This window comes from Streptomyces sp. NPDC104761, from assembly GCF_055583445.1.
The window spans coordinates 507147-522576 of record NZ_JBVJNZ010000001.1; the positions used below are offsets into that span (position 1 = coordinate 507147).

The 15430-nt window shown below is 70.9% G+C and carries 11 protein-coding genes and 1 pseudogene; 8 read left to right on the forward strand and 4 right to left on the reverse strand.

The window, feature by feature from the left end; translation table 11 throughout:
- Positions 1–46 precede the first annotated feature (46 nt).
- Entirely contained in the window at positions 47–1372 is a 1326-nt protein-coding gene (locus tag ACZ63F_RS02350) for a lipase family protein (RefSeq protein WP_469707899.1), read from the reverse strand.
- A gap of 750 nt (positions 1373–2122) precedes the next feature.
- On the opposite strand from ACZ63F_RS02350, the gene ACZ63F_RS02355 reads away from it, so the two are divergent.
- The 3 genes from ACZ63F_RS02355 (at position 2123) to ACZ63F_RS02365 (ending at position 7485) form a co-directional block, all read left to right on the forward strand.
- A complete protein-coding gene (locus ACZ63F_RS02355; RefSeq protein WP_469707900.1) occupies positions 2123–3514 on the forward strand; it encodes a hypothetical protein in 1392 nt (463 codons plus the stop codon).
- Between the two features lie 321 nt (positions 3515–3835).
- Positions 3836–5257 (forward strand): alpha/beta hydrolase-fold protein, encoded by a 1422-nt coding sequence (locus ACZ63F_RS02360; RefSeq protein ID WP_469707902.1) that lies wholly within the window; start codon positions 3836–3838, stop codon positions 5255–5257.
- Positions 5258–5793: 536 nt separating this feature from the next.
- Positions 5794–7485, forward strand: coding sequence for a tannase/feruloyl esterase family alpha/beta hydrolase (locus tag ACZ63F_RS02365; RefSeq protein ID WP_469707904.1), 1692 nt, complete (start codon positions 5794–5796; stop codon positions 7483–7485).
- A gap of 125 nt (positions 7486–7610) precedes the next feature.
- On the opposite strand, the pseudogene ACZ63F_RS02370 reads toward ACZ63F_RS02365, so the two are convergent.
- The 3 genes and pseudogenes from ACZ63F_RS02370 to ACZ63F_RS02380 all read right to left on the reverse strand — a co-directional run.
- Positions 7611–7831: pseudogene (locus ACZ63F_RS02370) on the reverse strand (substrate-binding domain-containing protein); the annotation flags it as partial.
- A gap of 82 nt (positions 7832–7913) precedes the next feature.
- The gene (locus ACZ63F_RS02375) at positions 7914–9089 is read right to left on the reverse strand and encodes an MBL fold metallo-hydrolase (protein ID WP_469707906.1); all 1176 of its coding nucleotides are present in this window, start codon (positions 9087–9089) and stop codon (positions 7914–7916) included.
- Between the two features lie 277 nt (positions 9090–9366).
- Entirely contained in the window at positions 9367–10017 is a 651-nt protein-coding gene (locus tag ACZ63F_RS02380) for a TetR/AcrR family transcriptional regulator (protein WP_469707907.1), read from the reverse strand.
- Between the two features lie 313 nt (positions 10018–10330).
- On the opposite strand from ACZ63F_RS02380, the gene ACZ63F_RS02385 reads away from it, so the two are divergent.
- From ACZ63F_RS02385 to purU, 5 genes are all read left to right on the forward strand, one after another.
- A complete protein-coding gene (locus ACZ63F_RS02385) occupies positions 10331–11680 on the forward strand; it encodes an aminomethyl transferase family protein (protein WP_469707910.1) in 1350 nt (449 codons plus the stop codon).
- A 172-nt stretch (positions 11681–11852) separates the two neighbouring features.
- On the forward strand, positions 11853–12044 hold the full coding sequence (locus ACZ63F_RS02390; RefSeq protein ID WP_469707912.1) for a hypothetical protein: 192 nt from the start codon (positions 11853–11855) through the stop codon (positions 12042–12044).
- A gap of 91 nt (positions 12045–12135) precedes the next feature.
- Positions 12136–13479: an aminomethyl transferase family protein gene (locus ACZ63F_RS02395; RefSeq protein ID WP_469707913.1), complete on the forward strand. Its 1344-nt coding sequence runs from the start codon at positions 12136–12138 to the stop codon at positions 13477–13479.
- A gap of 31 nt (positions 13480–13510) precedes the next feature.
- A complete protein-coding gene (locus tag ACZ63F_RS02400; protein WP_469707915.1) occupies positions 13511–14383 on the forward strand; it encodes a methylenetetrahydrofolate reductase in 873 nt (290 codons plus the stop codon).
- Positions 14380–15285, forward strand: a complete 906-nt coding sequence (purU, locus tag ACZ63F_RS02405) for a formyltetrahydrofolate deformylase (protein ID WP_469707916.1) — start codon at positions 14380–14382, stop codon at positions 15283–15285. The genes ACZ63F_RS02400 and purU overlap by 4 nt, the downstream gene beginning before the upstream one ends.
- Positions 15286–15430 lie beyond the last annotated feature (145 nt).

Below are 15430 nucleotides of genomic sequence, written 5' to 3' on the forward strand. Positions count from 1 at the left end.
CCGACCTGCTGCCGCCCTGCCCGGCACACTCCGGCGTGGCCCGGTATCAGGGCTGCACGGGCAGGCCGGCGCAGTTGGAGGTGGGCGCCTCGCCGGCGAGGCGGTCGGCCAGCCAGCGGACTGCGTCGCCCTGGTCGGTGAGGAGCGGCGCGAAGTGGTTGAGGAGGGCGCTGCCGACGTCGGGCAGGACGACGGCCTTGTACGTGACGTCACCCCCCTTGCGGCACCAGTCGACGGCGAGCTGCCGGGCTTGGGAGTGCGGAACGAGGTCGTCGCTGACGCCGGTTGCGATGCGGACGGGTCCGGACGGTGTGCGGGTGCCGATGCGCTGGCCGTCCAGGAACGACTGGAGCACGGGCGTGTTGGCGATGATGTCGCTGATGGACTGCCCGTCGGTCGTCCACTTGGTGCTCTTCGCGTAGGCGTAGCCGAGGATCGCGTCGCCGACGCACATGGTCGACAGGTCCGCCAGGGCGGCCTTGCCCGTGGCGTTGAGATGCGCCTCGGCGATCGGCCGCAGCGAGGGGTCGGACTGGAGGAAGCCGTTGAGTGACCAGCCCAGCGCACCGGCCAGTTCGCTGCCGTCGATGGCCTTGGTGACCGAGGTCAGGTCGGCGGGCGGGGCGCCCGCGTAGGTGCCGGCGAGTGTGACGTCGGGGGCGTAGGACGCCTGGAGTTCGGCTGCTGCGGCGGTCGCCCCGCCGCCCTGGCTGTAGCCGAACAGCCCCACCCGGGAGGCCTCGGTGACGGAGGCTCCGCCGACCGAGCGGGCGGCGCGGGCGGCGTCCAGCACCGCGTGCCCCTCGTCGACGCGGTTGACATAGGTGTGCAGGCGGTCGGTCGCGCCGAGACCGACGTAGTCGGTGACGACCACCGCCACGCCCTTCGCGAGCAGACGGTAGATCGCCAGGTCCTCGTAACCGACGGAGACGGTCTGGCTGTTGACCGTCACCGGGTGTTCGAGTCCCAGCGAGGCGGCGCACTGGTCGCCCTGTCCCATGGTGCCGGGAGCCACCACGACCAGGGGGCGCGGTCCGCCGCCCTGCCATGCGGCGGACGGCTCGATGTAGGCGCCGGTGACGGCCACCGGCCGGCCGGTGGAGTCCGTGGACTTGTACATCAGACGGGTCGCGCTGCCGGGGAGCGGCCCGCCGAGGCCGGGCAGGCTGAGGGCGAGCCGGAGCGGCTCGCTGCGGATCAGGGTGCCGTCGGCCGCGGGCAGTTCGGCGGGCGGGTTGTAGAACGCGGGGATGGCGACACCCCGGGAGACCACCTCGGCGGCCGCCGAGGCGGGGGTCTCCGAGAGGGCCTGAGCGCCTAGGCAGGCGGCAGCGGTGACTGCCGCGGCCAGAAGCCGTCTGCGTGCGGGCATGGCGAACCTCCTGTGATGCGGCTGGAGTGAGGTGCACAGGCGGGTGCGGCACGGGAGCGCGGCCGTCCCATGGGCGCGCTCTCGCCGCTCGGTGGCGACTGCGCCAGAACCTTACGCGCGAGTAAGTTACTCGTGGCACCACCGTGCAGGTTACGGTTCGGTAATGTGACGGCCCGTCCAACAACGACCTGCGGTGGTCACGGATCGTGAGGCCTGCGGCTTGCGCGCGTGTCTCTCGTTCGGGTGCGGGCCGGTGGGGGGTGTTCCTGAACTGCCCATGCCTCGCGACCGGGTGGGGGCCTCGGTCCGGAGAGCACCGGCAGGCGGGCCTGCGTGTGCCACCTCCGTCGTCTCGCCGGGTCTTCGAGTCTTCGAGCCGGCCGGGCATTGCCGCTGTCCGGGCCGGGTCGGCTGAAAAGAGCCGACGCGAAGAATTCATGGCCATTTCACAGCGGACGGCCAAGGAAATGACATGTGTGGCCGATTTCGCGCGCACCGGGTGCCCGACCTTGCGTTTCGCGTGCAGTTTCCGCTCCGGGTGAGCCGAAAAACGCCGGCATGGCGCGCAGCATGCACGCGATGAACCCAATGGTTGCGTCCTGAGAATTGCCCGACGGCATATCGATGGTGATGCTCGTGAATCGCCGCGATGCGCTTGTGATGCTGAATCCGCTTGAACGAGACGAGCCGACGAGGCGGACTCGAGGAATTTCTGACGAGTTCGCCCCAGATGTACTGCGGAGGTTTGTGATGTCCGAACAGCACGAAGCCGGGACCGAGGACGCCGGTGCCTCCCGGCCCGTGAGCCGGCGGTCCTTCGTGGCCGCGTCCGCGGCCCTCGCCGCGGCGGCCACGACCGTCGTGGGCGGCGCCACCGCGGCCCGGGCCGCGACGGCGTCCGGCACCGGCCTGAAAGTGGGTGCGGGAAAGGCCGCGTTCACCCCCTCGTCCGCGCTGCTGCCGCTGGACAACTTCACCTCGGTCCACGACGACCTGTACGCGCGGGTGCTCCTCGTGGAGTCCGGGTCCCGGCGCATCGCTCTGGTCGTCCTGGACCTGACCTCGATCAGCGCGGAGGCGATCACGCTGGTCCGGCAGGCCGTCACCGCGGCCACCGGGATCGCCGCCGCCGACATCATGGTCACGGTGACGCACTGCTTCTCCGCGCCGCACGTCCAGGCCGCCAGTTCGTCCTCCGGCGCGGCGGCGTACGTGCAGAACATCGCGGCCGCCGCCCGGAGCGCGGTGGCGGACGCGGTGCAGAACCTCCAGGACGCCGAGGTCGGCTACGGTGCCGGCGCGGCCGATGTCAATGTCAACCGCAATGTGCTCACCGCCGACGGCTACTGGCTCGGCGCCGACGAGCAGGGTCCCTCGGACAAGGGCGTGTACGTCGCCCGGTTCAACGACCTCGACGGCAACCCCATCGCCGTGCTGACCAACTACAACGTGCAGTCCTGCGTGATGCAGGACTCCGTGATGAGCGACGGCAGCCTGCCGATCACCGCCGACCTCGCGGGCGCCGCCGTGGCCCACGTCGAGGCCCAGTACTCCGGCGCCATCGGCTTCTGGCTCGTCGGCGCCTGCGGCGACCAGTTCCCGGGCTACCGCTCGAAGCGCTACACGATCGACAAGGACAAGAACTGGACCTACGGCGTCGACCTGCACGACGCCGGCTTCGCCCTGCTGACCGCGCAGGGCGAGCGCCTGGGGAACGAGATCGTACGGGTGGCGCAGGCCATCACCTCCTACGAGCGCGGCAGGAACGTCACGGTCCGCCTGGTCACCGACGACATCACCACCACCCAGGTCCAGACCGCCCAGGCCACCGGACCGGTCAAGACGGCCACCTTCACCCCCGTCGGCACCGCCGAGGTACCCCTGTGGATCTTCCAGGTCGGCAAGGGCGTGTTCGCCGGAGTGGAGCCCGAACTGTCCACCTCCACCGCCACGGCCATCCGCAAGGCGTCGCCCTTCGCCAGCACCTTCGTGATGTCGATGTTCGAAGGCGGCGCCAAGAACATGCCCGACCGCTGGAATTTCGAGCACTTCACCTACGAAGCGGTGGACGGTTTCTACATGAAGGGCACCGCGGAGAAGGCGGCGGCCCGGATCGAACGGATCATCAAAGCCCTGCACTGAGGTACACCGCCTCCGTTGCCGGCGTCCTCGATTCCCCTCGCATTCGCGTGTCATACGCGAAGTCGAGAAAGAGAAGGAAGCCGGCCGTGGGGCCATCCGGGTCGGCCTCGCTGTCCGATACGGCAGGTCGGCCGCCACCGAACTCGCCACGGACGTCACGGTGACGTCGGCCGCGAAGACGACCGCCGACCGCGCCGCGTTCATGAAATCCGCCCTCACCGGCGAGCGTCCGGGAGCGGTTCGCCACGTCAGAAAATTCCCGTAGGGGAACCGCCGTGAATTTTCCCGACGGTTTCCCGCCCCTGCCATGAGGAGTTCCCATTGGTTGCCAGGCGTACGTTCATCGCCGGGTCCGCGACCGCCGGAGCCGCGGCCCTGCTGGGCACCGCGGCCTACGGCTCGGCCGCGGCCTCAGACGGCACGCGCTCGCGAGCCGGTCACATACTCGGTGCCACCGCCGTCACCAAGGTCTTCGGCGACGGGCAGAAGCTGATCGCCGTGGCCGTGGAGTACGACCGGGACATCGCCACCTCGTCTCTGAGCACGTCGACGTTCGGCGTGACGGACCGGACCATCACCAAGGTGTACGCGAACAGGACGGCCGAGCTCGCGGAGCGGGGCAGGGACGGCCGCTACGTGATCATCGAGCTCTCGGCCGACGACACGGCGGCGGCGCTGTGGGTCACCCAGCAGGGCCCTGGTGGCGGCGGTGCCTCGCCCACCGCGTCGAGCAGCGCCGGCACGTCGCCCAGCCCCTCGCCGAGCGCGTCCGACGGGTCGGGCGGCGGTGCTCCGGGCAGTGGCGGCCCGCAGGTCGGTGACACCACGCCGGGCGGCACGATCGTGGCGGCCGCGGCCTCCCTCGTCCAGAAGGACACCGTCACCACCGTCCAGGGCCGCCGCTACGCACCCGACGGCACGACCCTGACCACCAGCCGGGTCGTCAACCTGATCGTCGACGACTTCCGGCAGTTCACCTTCGACGACCCCGCGACGGGCCAGACCCTGAAGTACAACCTCTTCGTCCCGAAGCGCTACGACCCTCGCAAGCGGTACCCGCTGGTGCTGTTCATGCACGACGCGAGCGTCGTCAACGTCGCCACGCAGGGCCCCCTGGTCCAGGGGCTGGGCGCCGTGTGCTGGGCGAGCGACGAGGACCAGGCACGGCACGAGGCCTTCGTCCTGGCGCCCGAGTACGGCGCGGTCGTGATCGACGACACCTACGAGCCGTCGACCCTGTTCGACGCCACGGCCCACCTCGTCGAGGCCGTGACGCAGGAGTACAGCATCGATGCCGACCGGCGTTACACCACCGGTCAGTCGATGGGCGCCATGATGTCGCTGGGCCTGAACATCAGGTACCCCGACCTGTTCGCCGCCGCCTACATCGTCGCCGGCCAGTGGCCCTCCGACCAGGCCGCGCCGCTCGCCGCCAAGAAGCTGTGGATCGTCGTCTCCCAGGACGACACCAAGGCCTTCCCCGGTGAGAACGCGATCACCCAGGTCATCGAGGAAGCGGGCACCAAGGTCGGCACCGCCGTGTGGGACGGCCGGTCCACCGCCGCCCAGTTCGCCGCGGACGTACGCAGCCTGAAGCAGCAGAAGGCCCCGGTCAACTACGCGTCCTTCCAGGCCGGCACCACCGTGCCGTCCGGTTCCACGACCAGCGCACACATGGAGACCTGGCGCATCGCCTACACCATCCCGGGCATCCGGGACTGGATCATGCGCCAGTCGCGGTAGCGGGCGACGGGGACACGCGAGCCACGCCACGAAATCCCCGGTCCTCGGGTGCCGCGGCGCGCACGACGGCGGCGGTCCGGTCCGGTGGTGCCCTGCCGGAGCGCCGGGGGGGGGGGGGGGGGGGGGGGGGGGGGGGGGGGGGGGGGGGGGGAGGCCCCCCCCCCCCCCCCCCCCAACCCCGGCCGGCGGTCCGGCCGCCCAGGGGCTCCGGCATCGAGCCCGGTACCGGCAGGGAAGGCCGCTTGCTCGACGGCGCAGGGCGCCCCGGAGGTCACGGTGAGACAAAAACGTCAACAATTTGGTCGACGGTCTTGTTGGGGGCGGAGGACGGGACTACGTTCTTTCTCGCCGTAGCCCCATGCGAAGCCGCAGTCACACAACAAGGCCGGTGTCGCTGCCGATGGGCCCGCCTGCCGCGCCGAAACCGCCCGGCTTCCCTGACGTTCGAACGGAGACGGAGCATGCGCATGCTCTCCAGATGGTGTCGTTGGAAGACAACTCCTTTCCTGGCGGTCCTCGCTGCGGGTCTCGCGCTCGTGACGGGAGCGAGTACGGCTCTCGCCATCTCCCTGACCGGCGGCCAGGTCTCCACCGCCACCTCCGTCAGGGCGGCGAGTGACACGTCCTCGGGCATCGCGCCGGCCATGTCCTGCTCCGCCGTCGCCCAGCTGGACCTGGCGAGCGCTGTCCCCGGCGTTCCCTTCGAGATCACCTCGGCCGCCGAACTCGCCGCGAGCAGCAACACGCTGGGCAACTGGGCCGCCTGCGACGTGAAGGGCGTGATCGCCCCGCAGATCCACTTCGAGATCAAACTGCCCGAGACGGGCTGGCAGGCCGACTACCTCCAGGTCGGCTGCGGCGGTCTGTGCGGCAACACCAACGTGACCAACGCCCCCGCCTCCACCGGCTGTGTCCCGCTCACGTCCGGCGCCTTCGCCGTCGCCTCCAGCGACGAGGGCCACTACCAGGGCGGCGGGCTCTTCTCCAGCGACCCGACGCTGCGCGCGGACTTCGGCTACAAGTCCGACCACGAGCTGGTCCAGGCGTCCAAGGCCGTCATCGAGAAGTACTACGGCCAGGCGGCCACCCACTCCTACTTCGACGGCTGCTCGCAGGGCGGTCACCAGGCGCTCACCGAGGCCCAGCGCTACCCGACCGACTTCGACGGCATCATCGCCGGCGCCCCGGCCAACAACTTCACCGCGCTGAACACCTTCTCGCACGCCTGGACCGCTCAGTCCGTCTACCTCGACGGCGGCCCGGCGACCATCACCAACGCCGACCTCGCGGACCTGCACAAGGCCGTGCTCAAGGGCTGCGGCGCGCCCGCCGACGGCATCATCGCGGACCCGCTGAGCTGCACCTGGGACCCCGGCACCATCCGGTGCAAGGCCGGGCAGACGTCGACGTCCGACGACTACTGCCTGACCGCCGACCAGGTCACCACCCTGCGCCGGATCTACGCCGGCCCCACCGACGAGCACGGCAGGCTGCTGTACCCGGGCTACCAGCTGCGCGGCTCCGAGCTGAACTGGGCCGGGATCATCACCCCGGCCACCGCCACCGGCGCCTCCGGTGACATCAGCTTCGTCCGCGAGACCCTGCGCTACCAGATCTTCGACAGCCCGCAGCCGGCGCTGACGTACAAGGACATCAAGTTCACGGCCGCCTACTACCGCAAAGTCATGCAGCTGGGCGAGGGCATGTACGACGCCACCGACCCGGACCTCAGCGCCTTCAGGAAGGCCGGAGGCAAGCTGATCCTCTGGCACGGACTGGGCGACCAGCACATACCGGCCGTGGGAACGATGGCCTACTACAAGGCCGTTGAGAAGGCCATGGGTGGCGAGGCGGCCACCGAGAGCTTCGCCCGGCTGTTCCTGCTCCCCGGTGTGGCGCACTGCGGCGGCGGCCAGGGCCCGGACACCTTCGACGCACTGACCGCGATCACCGACTGGGTCACCAAGGGCGACGCCCCGGCCAGCCTGACGACAAGGTCGGTCGACAGCAGCGGGAACACCACCGCCTCCCGCCCGGTGTACCCCTTCCCCTATTACGCCAAGAACACCACGGGCGGCCCGGCCACCGACGCGAGCAGCTACACCCCCGTCAGGTCCACCGCCGAGGCGAACCTCGAGCTGAACTGGCTCGGTTCCTTCCGCTCCGGCTACGAGACCGTCGGCAACTGGGTCGACGGCAAGTGGCTCGTCACCAACGGCAAGCACTGACCGTGTGAGCCGACCGGACGGGACCGCGTCCAAGATGCGAAGCCGTGCCCCCGGCCGACCGGGGGCACGGCCGTAGCCCGATCGGCACCACCGAGCGCACCAAACGGGGGCGGTACGGCGGTACGTCACTTGTGCGGCCGCCCCGACTCCCGGATCACCAACTGGGTGCTCAGGACCACATGGTCGTCACCCTTGACGTCTCCTCGCGGTCGAACGCCAGGCGTACGGCGGTCCGCCCCAGTTCCTCGTACGGGACCCGGACCGTGGTGAGGGACGGGGTCAGGTCCGCGGCGTAGGGGACGTCGTCGAAGCCGGTGAGCGACACGTCACGGGGGACCCGCAGGCCCGGAGGAGCCCGTGCGCACGGTGCGGCTCATCCGCGAGCGGGCGGCAACGGGGTAGCCGCAGAGCCGGGGCGCGTCCCTGCCCTAACCCCGGCGCGCCCGTCGCCGCACGACCGGGACGTTCAGCAGATCCGCCCCCACGACCGTCCGGCCGCCGAAGTCGGCGCTGCGTGCGCTGTCGCGGAGCAGACGTCGCCAGGTCGCCGCGGGGACCGCCGCCGGGTCGCCCGGGCTGAGGTGGGTGGCGACCAGGGTGCCGACGCCGGACTCGGCGGCGATCCGGCCGAGTTCGGCCACGTCGGTGTGCGTGGCGAGGATGTGGTCGATGAGGGACTGCGACAGGCCCAGGCCCGCGAGCCCTTCGGGGTAGAGGGCCTCGTGGACCAGCACGTCCGCTCCCCGGGCCAGCGTGATGACGTTGGGGGAGAGGGTCGTGTCGCCGGAGAAGACGACGCTGCCGTGGTCGGTGTCGAAGCGGTAGGCGTAGGCGGGGAACACGGCGCCGTGCGGCACCAGGACGGCGGTGACCTTGACGTCGTCGTTCTCCATGACGGTGAAGGGGCGCATGGCGGGTGCGGTGTCCGTCGCCGACGCGCCCGCCGCGGCCGGCGGCAGCACGTCGTGGACGTCCAGCAGGGTGGCCGGGTCGATGCCGATGTGTTCGGTCATGAAGAAGGTGGGGGCGGCGGCGTACGCCTGTCCGGCCAGCCGGGTCATCGCGACGGTGCCCGGCAGCGGGCCGGGGGCGCCGGCCACCGTGGACGGGATGCCGGCGGGGCCGGGGCCGTGGACGGACACCGGTGTCCGGAACCCCTGCGTGCCGGCCGCGCCGGCGGCCAGGAGGGGGAAGGAGTAGTAGTCGACGATGTGGTCGGCGTGCAGGTGGGTGAGGAAGATTCCGGTGAGCGAGGGCATGGACAGCCCCGCGCGCATGTACTGGCTCACCGCTCCGCGGCCGCAGTCGACGACGTACGTCCTGCCGTTGACGACCAGGGCGGACGAGATGCCGTAGCGGTTCGCCAGGGGTGGCGGTCCGCTGTTGGTGCCGAGCAGGACGAGCGACAAGGCTGTGCCGGGTGCGGCCGTGGCGGGTGCGGCCCCGAGGGGTGCGGCCGCGGCGGGTGCCGCGGTGAGCAACGGTGCGGCGGCGACCGCCGACGCCGCCACGGCGCCCAGGAGCGTCCGGCGGGACGGGTGCGGTGTCCCGTCCCGGGGTGTGCCGCTCGCCGGGTTCTGTGTCGGATGGTCGTGCTGGCACATGGTGGGCGGCTCCTGTGTGCTGTGCGGGACGTGGCGAGGGCGGTCGGGTCGGGACACGCGGGACCGGACCGGCTCGTCGTCCCGGCACCGCGCACTGCGACCGCGATCACTGCGCGTGATGCTGCTCCTCTTCGTGCGACAGGGGGAGTGCGCGCACCGCAACCTAAGGTGGCGAGCCGCTTCCTTGCGCGGGTGCCACGGCGGTCACTCCGGAGAGTCGGGATGCGTCGCGCACCACCGGTCCGGCCCGTCCATGCAAGGAGCGGGAGCGCCGCGGCTACCGTCCGACGGCTCGCGTCGTGACCGCGCCGGTGCGGGTGGGTGCCGGGGCCGCGCCGCGCAGGAAGACCCTTACGGCGACGGCGATGTCCTCCTGGATCTCCGCGTCGTCCAGCTTCTGCGGGGAGTTGGTCAGCAGGCGCATCTGGGCGTCGCCCAGCATCGCCTGGTAGAGCTGTGCCGCCGCACGGGCCGGGTCGGTCACCTCGATCTCGCCGGCGTCGCGCGCCTGCCGCAGATACCCGGCCAGGACACGCTGGCCGGCCGACGGGCCGTGCTCGAAGAAGGCCCGGCCCACCTCCGGCATGCGTGCGGCCTCCGCGGTGACCAGCCGGTGCAGGGCGACGGCCTGGGGGCTGAGCACCAGAGCGGCGAAATGCCCGCCCAGGGCCGTGAGTGTCTCGGCGAGATCCGTGCCCGGAGGCGTGAAGGTGTGCACCGGCTTCGACCATTCGTCGCACAGGGCTTCCACCGCGGCTTGGAACAGCTCCGCCTTGTCCGAGAAGTGCCGGTAGAGCGTCGCCTTGGATCCGCCGACCTCCGCCAGGACGTTGTCCATGCTGACGCCCGCGAAGCCTCTGGCGATGAACAGCTCGCCGGCTGCTCGCAGGATCAGGTTCCGGCGGTCGGCGGATCTCGTTCTGGGCACGGTCGCCATCGTATAAGCCGCCTTCTTGCGGGGCGGAGCAGTGGAGGCCGCCCCGGTCCGTGCCTTCCCGGCCGTGCGCACGGACCCCTTGTCCCCGTCGGGCCATAACAGTACTGTACAGTACAGTTCACATAGCGGCGGAGCCCGCTCCCGTTCGCTGCGCATGCGGTATGCGGTACGCCGGGCCGAGAGCGCCCCCTGCCCGCGTACCCGCCGGCCCTGCCCGTGGCGATCCCTTCCCTCCCTCCCTTCCCTCCCTTCCCGATCCCTGGTGACGAGCCCGCAGCCGCACAGGCACAACACGGAGGAAGCAATGGCACATCTCGAGGACCAGATACGCGAGGCAGGCGGCCCGCTGAGGCTGCTGCGCGGCGGCCGGTCGGGGGCCTACCCCTTCCCGATCCGCGCCGAGTTCACCAACTGGCGGGACGAGCAGGAGAGCTGGCGCAACAGCGCGGCGCTCATGGACCTCTCCCACCACATGACCGACCTGACCGTGGAGGGTCCCGACTGCTACCGCCTGCTGTCGGCGCTCGGCGCGAACAGCTTCGAGGGCTTCGGCCCGATGCAGGCCAAGCAGTTCATCGCCGTCAACCACGACGGCCGGATGATCGGCGACTGCATCCTTTTCTGCCTCGCCGACAACCTGGTCCGCCTCGTCGGCCGGCCGCCCGCCCTCAACTGGGTGCACTTCCATGCCGAGACCGGCGGATACGACGTCACCCTCCGGCGGGACGAGCGCACCGCGCAGAACCCGAACGGCCGCGAGTTCTACCGCCTCCAGTTGCAGGGACCGCACGCGGCCCGCATCTTCGAGGTGGTCAACGGCGGTCCCATGCCCGACATCCCGTTCTTCAGCATGGGTCGTTTCCAGATCGGCAAGTACGAGACCACCGCCCTCAACCACCGCATGTCCGGCTTCCCGGGCCTGGAGTTCTTCGGCCCCTACGCCGACCTCGACGGCATCCGCGACACGATCCTGGAGGCGGGCGAGCCGTACGGGATCCGGCAGGTGGGCGGCCGCGCCTACGCGTCCGTGGCCACCGAGTCCGGCTGGATCGCCTCCACCGTGCCCGCCGTCTACTCGGGCGAGAGCACGCGCCGGTTCCGCGAGTGGCTGGGCGCACGTTCCTTCGAGGCCCACCTCTCGACCGGCGGCAGCTTCACCCCGGACAAGGTGGAGGACTACTACGTCACCCCCTACGACCTGGGCTACGGCCACATCCTCAGGTTCGACCACGACTTCATCGGCCGGGAGGCTCTGGAGGAAATGCGCGGGCGCAAGCACCGCAGGAAGGTGTGGCTGTCCTGGCACCGCGACGACGTCGCCCGCGTCTTCGCCAGCATGTACGAGCAGGGCGACCGGCGGTTCAAGTACATCGAGATGCCCGCCGCGTTCTACTCGGCCGCGCAGTTCGACCGGGTCGAGAGCGTCGACGGCAGGCTGATCGGTGTCTCGACCCTGTGCAGCTACTCGGCCAACGTCCGTGGCTGGATCTCCGTCTGCATGATCGACGCGGACGAGGTGGGCTTCGGCCGCGAGATCCGGCTGGTGTGGGGCGAACCCGACGGCGGGTCCGCCAATCCCTCGGTGGAACGGCACTCCCAGACCACCCTTCGCGCCACCATCTCCCGCAGGCCGTTCGCGAGCGACAAGCGCTGACCTGCCGGCAACCCCGTCCGGCCCCGGACACCACGATCCCGGGGCCCGGCGGCCCTGTCCTCTCCGTCACACCGGCGTGGCAAGGCCGTTCGCCCCAGGACCGGCGTCGCTCGCCGACGCGAGCCGGAGTGGGGGCCGCGGCCCGGCTCCGGGCGCAGTATGTGCGTTCTGCGTGCGCGTCCACGACGTCGACTCGGGGCTCGACGCGGGGCTCGACGCGGTGCGCATCGCCTCCGCGTACCTCGACCACTCCACCCGAGACCTCTACGACCAGGACCTCGACCCGGCCTGCGGGAACCCGGCCGACGGCGCGGCACGCGGGTCCCGTCAGCAAAGGATGCGCCCCGGGCACTCCTCTCGGTGAGGCCGCTCTGCTAGCTTCCGCTAGATCGATTTAGTTCTACTAGATCGATCTAGCTTTCTCGGGACAGATCGCTACAAGACAAGGAACCGCCATGGGACTCCCCTCTCTCCAGGACGGCATCGACAAGGCCGGATCGCCCGTCGCGCTGTTGTGGCAGCCGGACGCCGAGCCGTGGACCCCCGAGGTCGTGGCCCGCGAGTACTCCGGCTGGCGGCAGGAACAGGCCGCCTGGCACGAGGGCGTGGCCCTCCTCAACCTCTCCCACCACATGTACGACATGTGGATCGAGGGCCCCGACGCCACGAAGGTGCTCGCCGACCACGGCGTCAACAACTTCGAGAAGTTCGCGATCGGCCAGGCCAAGCAGTACGTGCCGGTCACACGCCACGGCGACATCGTCACGGACGGCATCCTCGCCCGGCAGGGCGAGAACACGTACCTGCTCAGCGGCATCCCGGCCGCGCAGCACTGGGTGCAGTACCACGCCGAGAAGGGCGGCTACGACGTCGCGTTCGAGACCGACGCGTCGTCAGCGTTCCGGCCCGGCGGCGGGGACCCGAAGCTGTTCCGCTACCAGATCCAGGGCCCGCTGGCGATGGACCTGGTCGAGCGGGCCTTCGGCGGACCGCTGCCGGAGACGAAGTTCTTCCACTCCAGCCAGGTCACCCTCGACGGCCGCTCCTTCCGCGCCCTGCGGCACGGCATGGCCGGCCAGGCGGGCTTCGAGTTCATCGGCCCGTGGGAGCACGCCGCGTACGTCCACGAGGCTTTCCTGAAGGCGGGCGAGCCGCTCGGCCTGGTCCAGGTCGGGGCGCTGGCGTACACCACGCCGAGCGTGGAGAGCGGCTGGATCCCCTCGCCCGTCCCCGGTATCTACACCGACCCCGAGCTCGCGGAATACCGCACGTGGCTGCCCTTGTTCGGCATCGAGGGCAAACGCCCGCTGAACGGAAGCTTCTTCTCCCCGGACATCGAGGACTACTACGTCTCCCCGTTCGAACTCGGCTACGGCAAGCTGATCCACCTCAACCACGACTTCGTCGGCCGGGACGCCCTCCTGAAGGCCAAGGAGGGGCCACTGCGCTCCAAGGTCACCCTGGTCCTCGATCCGGACGACGTGCGCAGTGTCGTCGGGCAGGGCGAGGACCCCGGCTTCGTCCTCTCCTACGCCCGCCACCGCGTCGAGACCGACGCGGGACTGGTCGGGGTCACGATGCAGAGCGCGTCGATCGACCCGGTCGGCGCCGTGCTCGCGCAGAGCCTCGTCGACGCCGAGCACGCCGAACCGGGCACCCGGGTCGAGGTGGTCTGGGGCGAGCACCCGGGCGCGGGCACCGACCCCGATGCCGATCTCGGCTTCCCGCGCATCCGCGCCACCGTCCAGCCCTCCCCGTTCGACGAGCACGCGCGCACGCTCTACCGCCGCGACCGCTGACGACGGCCGTACGAAAGACGAGGCGAGAGAGATGAATCCCGCGAGCACGGTACGAGCGGCGGCCGGCACGTCGTTGCTCGAGGACTTCTCCCTGGAGATGACGGGGAAGGACGTCCCGAAACTGGAGGAGGCCCGCGACAGCATTCCGCAGGGCACCCGGATCAATGTCACCTTCCTCGGCAACGAGGACCTGGAGCTGCGCCTCGCGGCGGCCAGGGCGGTCAAGCGGCTCGGCTTCGTCCCGGTCCCGCACATATCGGCCCGCCGTCTCGGCTCGCGCGAGGACTTCGAGCGCTTCCTGGCCGGACTGCGGGCGGACGGCACCGGCGACAACGTGTTCCTGGTCGGCGGCGACCCGGCCCACCCCGAGGGCCCCTACACCGACTCCCTGTCCCTGATCGACACGGGGCTCCTGCAGGAGTACGGCGTCCGCCACGTCGGCATCGCCGGATACCCGGAAGGCCATCCGGCGATCGACGGCGGCGCACTCTGGGCCGCGTTGCGCGCCAAGCACTCGGCGCTCACCGCCCAGCCCCTGGAGGGCGGCATCATCACCCAGTTCGGCTTCGACGTCGATCCGGTGCTGGCCTGGGTGGAGGAGGTCCGCGGCCACGGCATCGGGCTGCCGGTCAGGATCGGCGTGCCCGGTCCGGCCGGCGTGCGCCGCCTGATGTCGTACGCGGCCCGTTTCGGCGTCGGCACCAGTGCCTCCGTCGTGAAGAAGTACGGGTTCTCCCTGACCAACCTGATGGGCACCGCGGGACCCGACCGCTTCCTGCGCGACCTCGCCGCGGCCCACGACCCCGTCCGCCACGGCGAGTTGAAGATCCACTTCTATACGTTCGGCGGGCTCAAGGCCACCTCCGACTGGGCCGCCCGCTTCCGTAAGGAGAGCCTGGCATGACCCTCACGCACGCCGCCCCGGCCCGCACCACCGTGGGCAGGGCGTCGACGTCGCAGGCCTCGCTGATCGTGCAGGGCGCCGACGCCACGGGCATCGTCGCCGCCGTGACCTCGGTCCTCGGCCGGCACGGCGCGAACATCGTCTCCCTCGACCAGTACTCCGACAACCCGCAGGGCGGTGCCTTCTTCCAGCGCACCGTGTTCGGCCTCGACGGTCTCCAGGCCGCGCTGCCGGCCCTGCGCGCCGACCTGGACGAGCACCTCGTGGACGCGTTCGGGCTGAGCTACACCCTGCGCGACCTCGCCGTGCCCAAGCGGGTCGCCATCTTCGCCTCGAAGTCCGACCACTGCCTGCTCGACCTCCTGTGGCGGCACCGGCAGGGCCAACTGCCCGTCACCGTCGTCATGGTGATCGCCAACCACCCGGACGTGGCCGAGGAGGTACGCTCCTTCGGCATCCCCTTCTTCCACGTCCCCTGCCAGGGCGCGGACAAGTCCGCCGCCGAGGCCGAGCACCTGCGGCTGCTCAGGGGCAACGTCGACTTCGTGGTCCTGGCCCGCTACATGCAGATCATCTCCGGCGACTTCATCGAGCAGGTCGGCGTCCCCATCATCAACATCCACCACTCCTTCCTGCCGGCCTTCATCGGCGCCGGACCGTACGCCAAGGCGAAGGAACGGGGCGTGAAGCTGGTCGGGGCCACCGCCCACTACGTCACCGAGGACCTCGACGAAGGACCCATCATCGAGCAGGACGTCGTCCGCGTCACCCACGCCCACACCGCCGCCGACCTCACCCGCCGCGGCGCGGACGTGGAACGCGCCGTGCTCTCCCGCGCGGTGCTGTGGCACGCCGAGGACCGCGTCATCCGCAACGGCAACCACACCATCGTCTTCGCCTGACAGCACAGGCCGACGGCACCACCACCGCCCGGTGCGGGGACAGGCGGTCTCGTCGTGGGGGGGGGGGGGGGGGGGGGGGGGGGGGGGGGGGCAAGGGGGGGGGGGGGGGGGGGGGGGGGGGGGGGGGGGGGGGGGGGGAGGGAGT

Coding starts and splice junctions, on each gene's coding strand:
- purU (WP_469707916.1), top strand. CDS start 14,380: ATGACCCTCACGCACGCCGCCCCGGCCCGCACCACCGTGGGCAGGGCG.
- ACZ63F_RS02355 (WP_469707900.1), top strand. CDS start 2,123: ATGTCCGAACAGCACGAAGCCGGGACCGAGGACGCCGGTGCCTCCCGG.
- ACZ63F_RS02385 (WP_469707910.1), top strand. CDS start 10,331: ATGGCACATCTCGAGGACCAGATACGCGAGGCAGGCGGCCCGCTGAGG.
- ACZ63F_RS02375 (WP_469707906.1), bottom strand. CDS start 9,089: ATGTGCCAGCACGACCATCCGACACAGAACCCGGCGAGCGGCACACCC.
- ACZ63F_RS02350 (WP_469707899.1), bottom strand. CDS start 1,372: ATGCCCGCACGCAGACGGCTTCTGGCCGCGGCAGTCACCGCTGCCGCC.
- ACZ63F_RS02400 (WP_469707915.1), top strand. CDS start 13,511: ATGAATCCCGCGAGCACGGTACGAGCGGCGGCCGGCACGTCGTTGCTC.
- ACZ63F_RS02395 (WP_469707913.1), top strand. CDS start 12,136: ATGGGACTCCCCTCTCTCCAGGACGGCATCGACAAGGCCGGATCGCCC.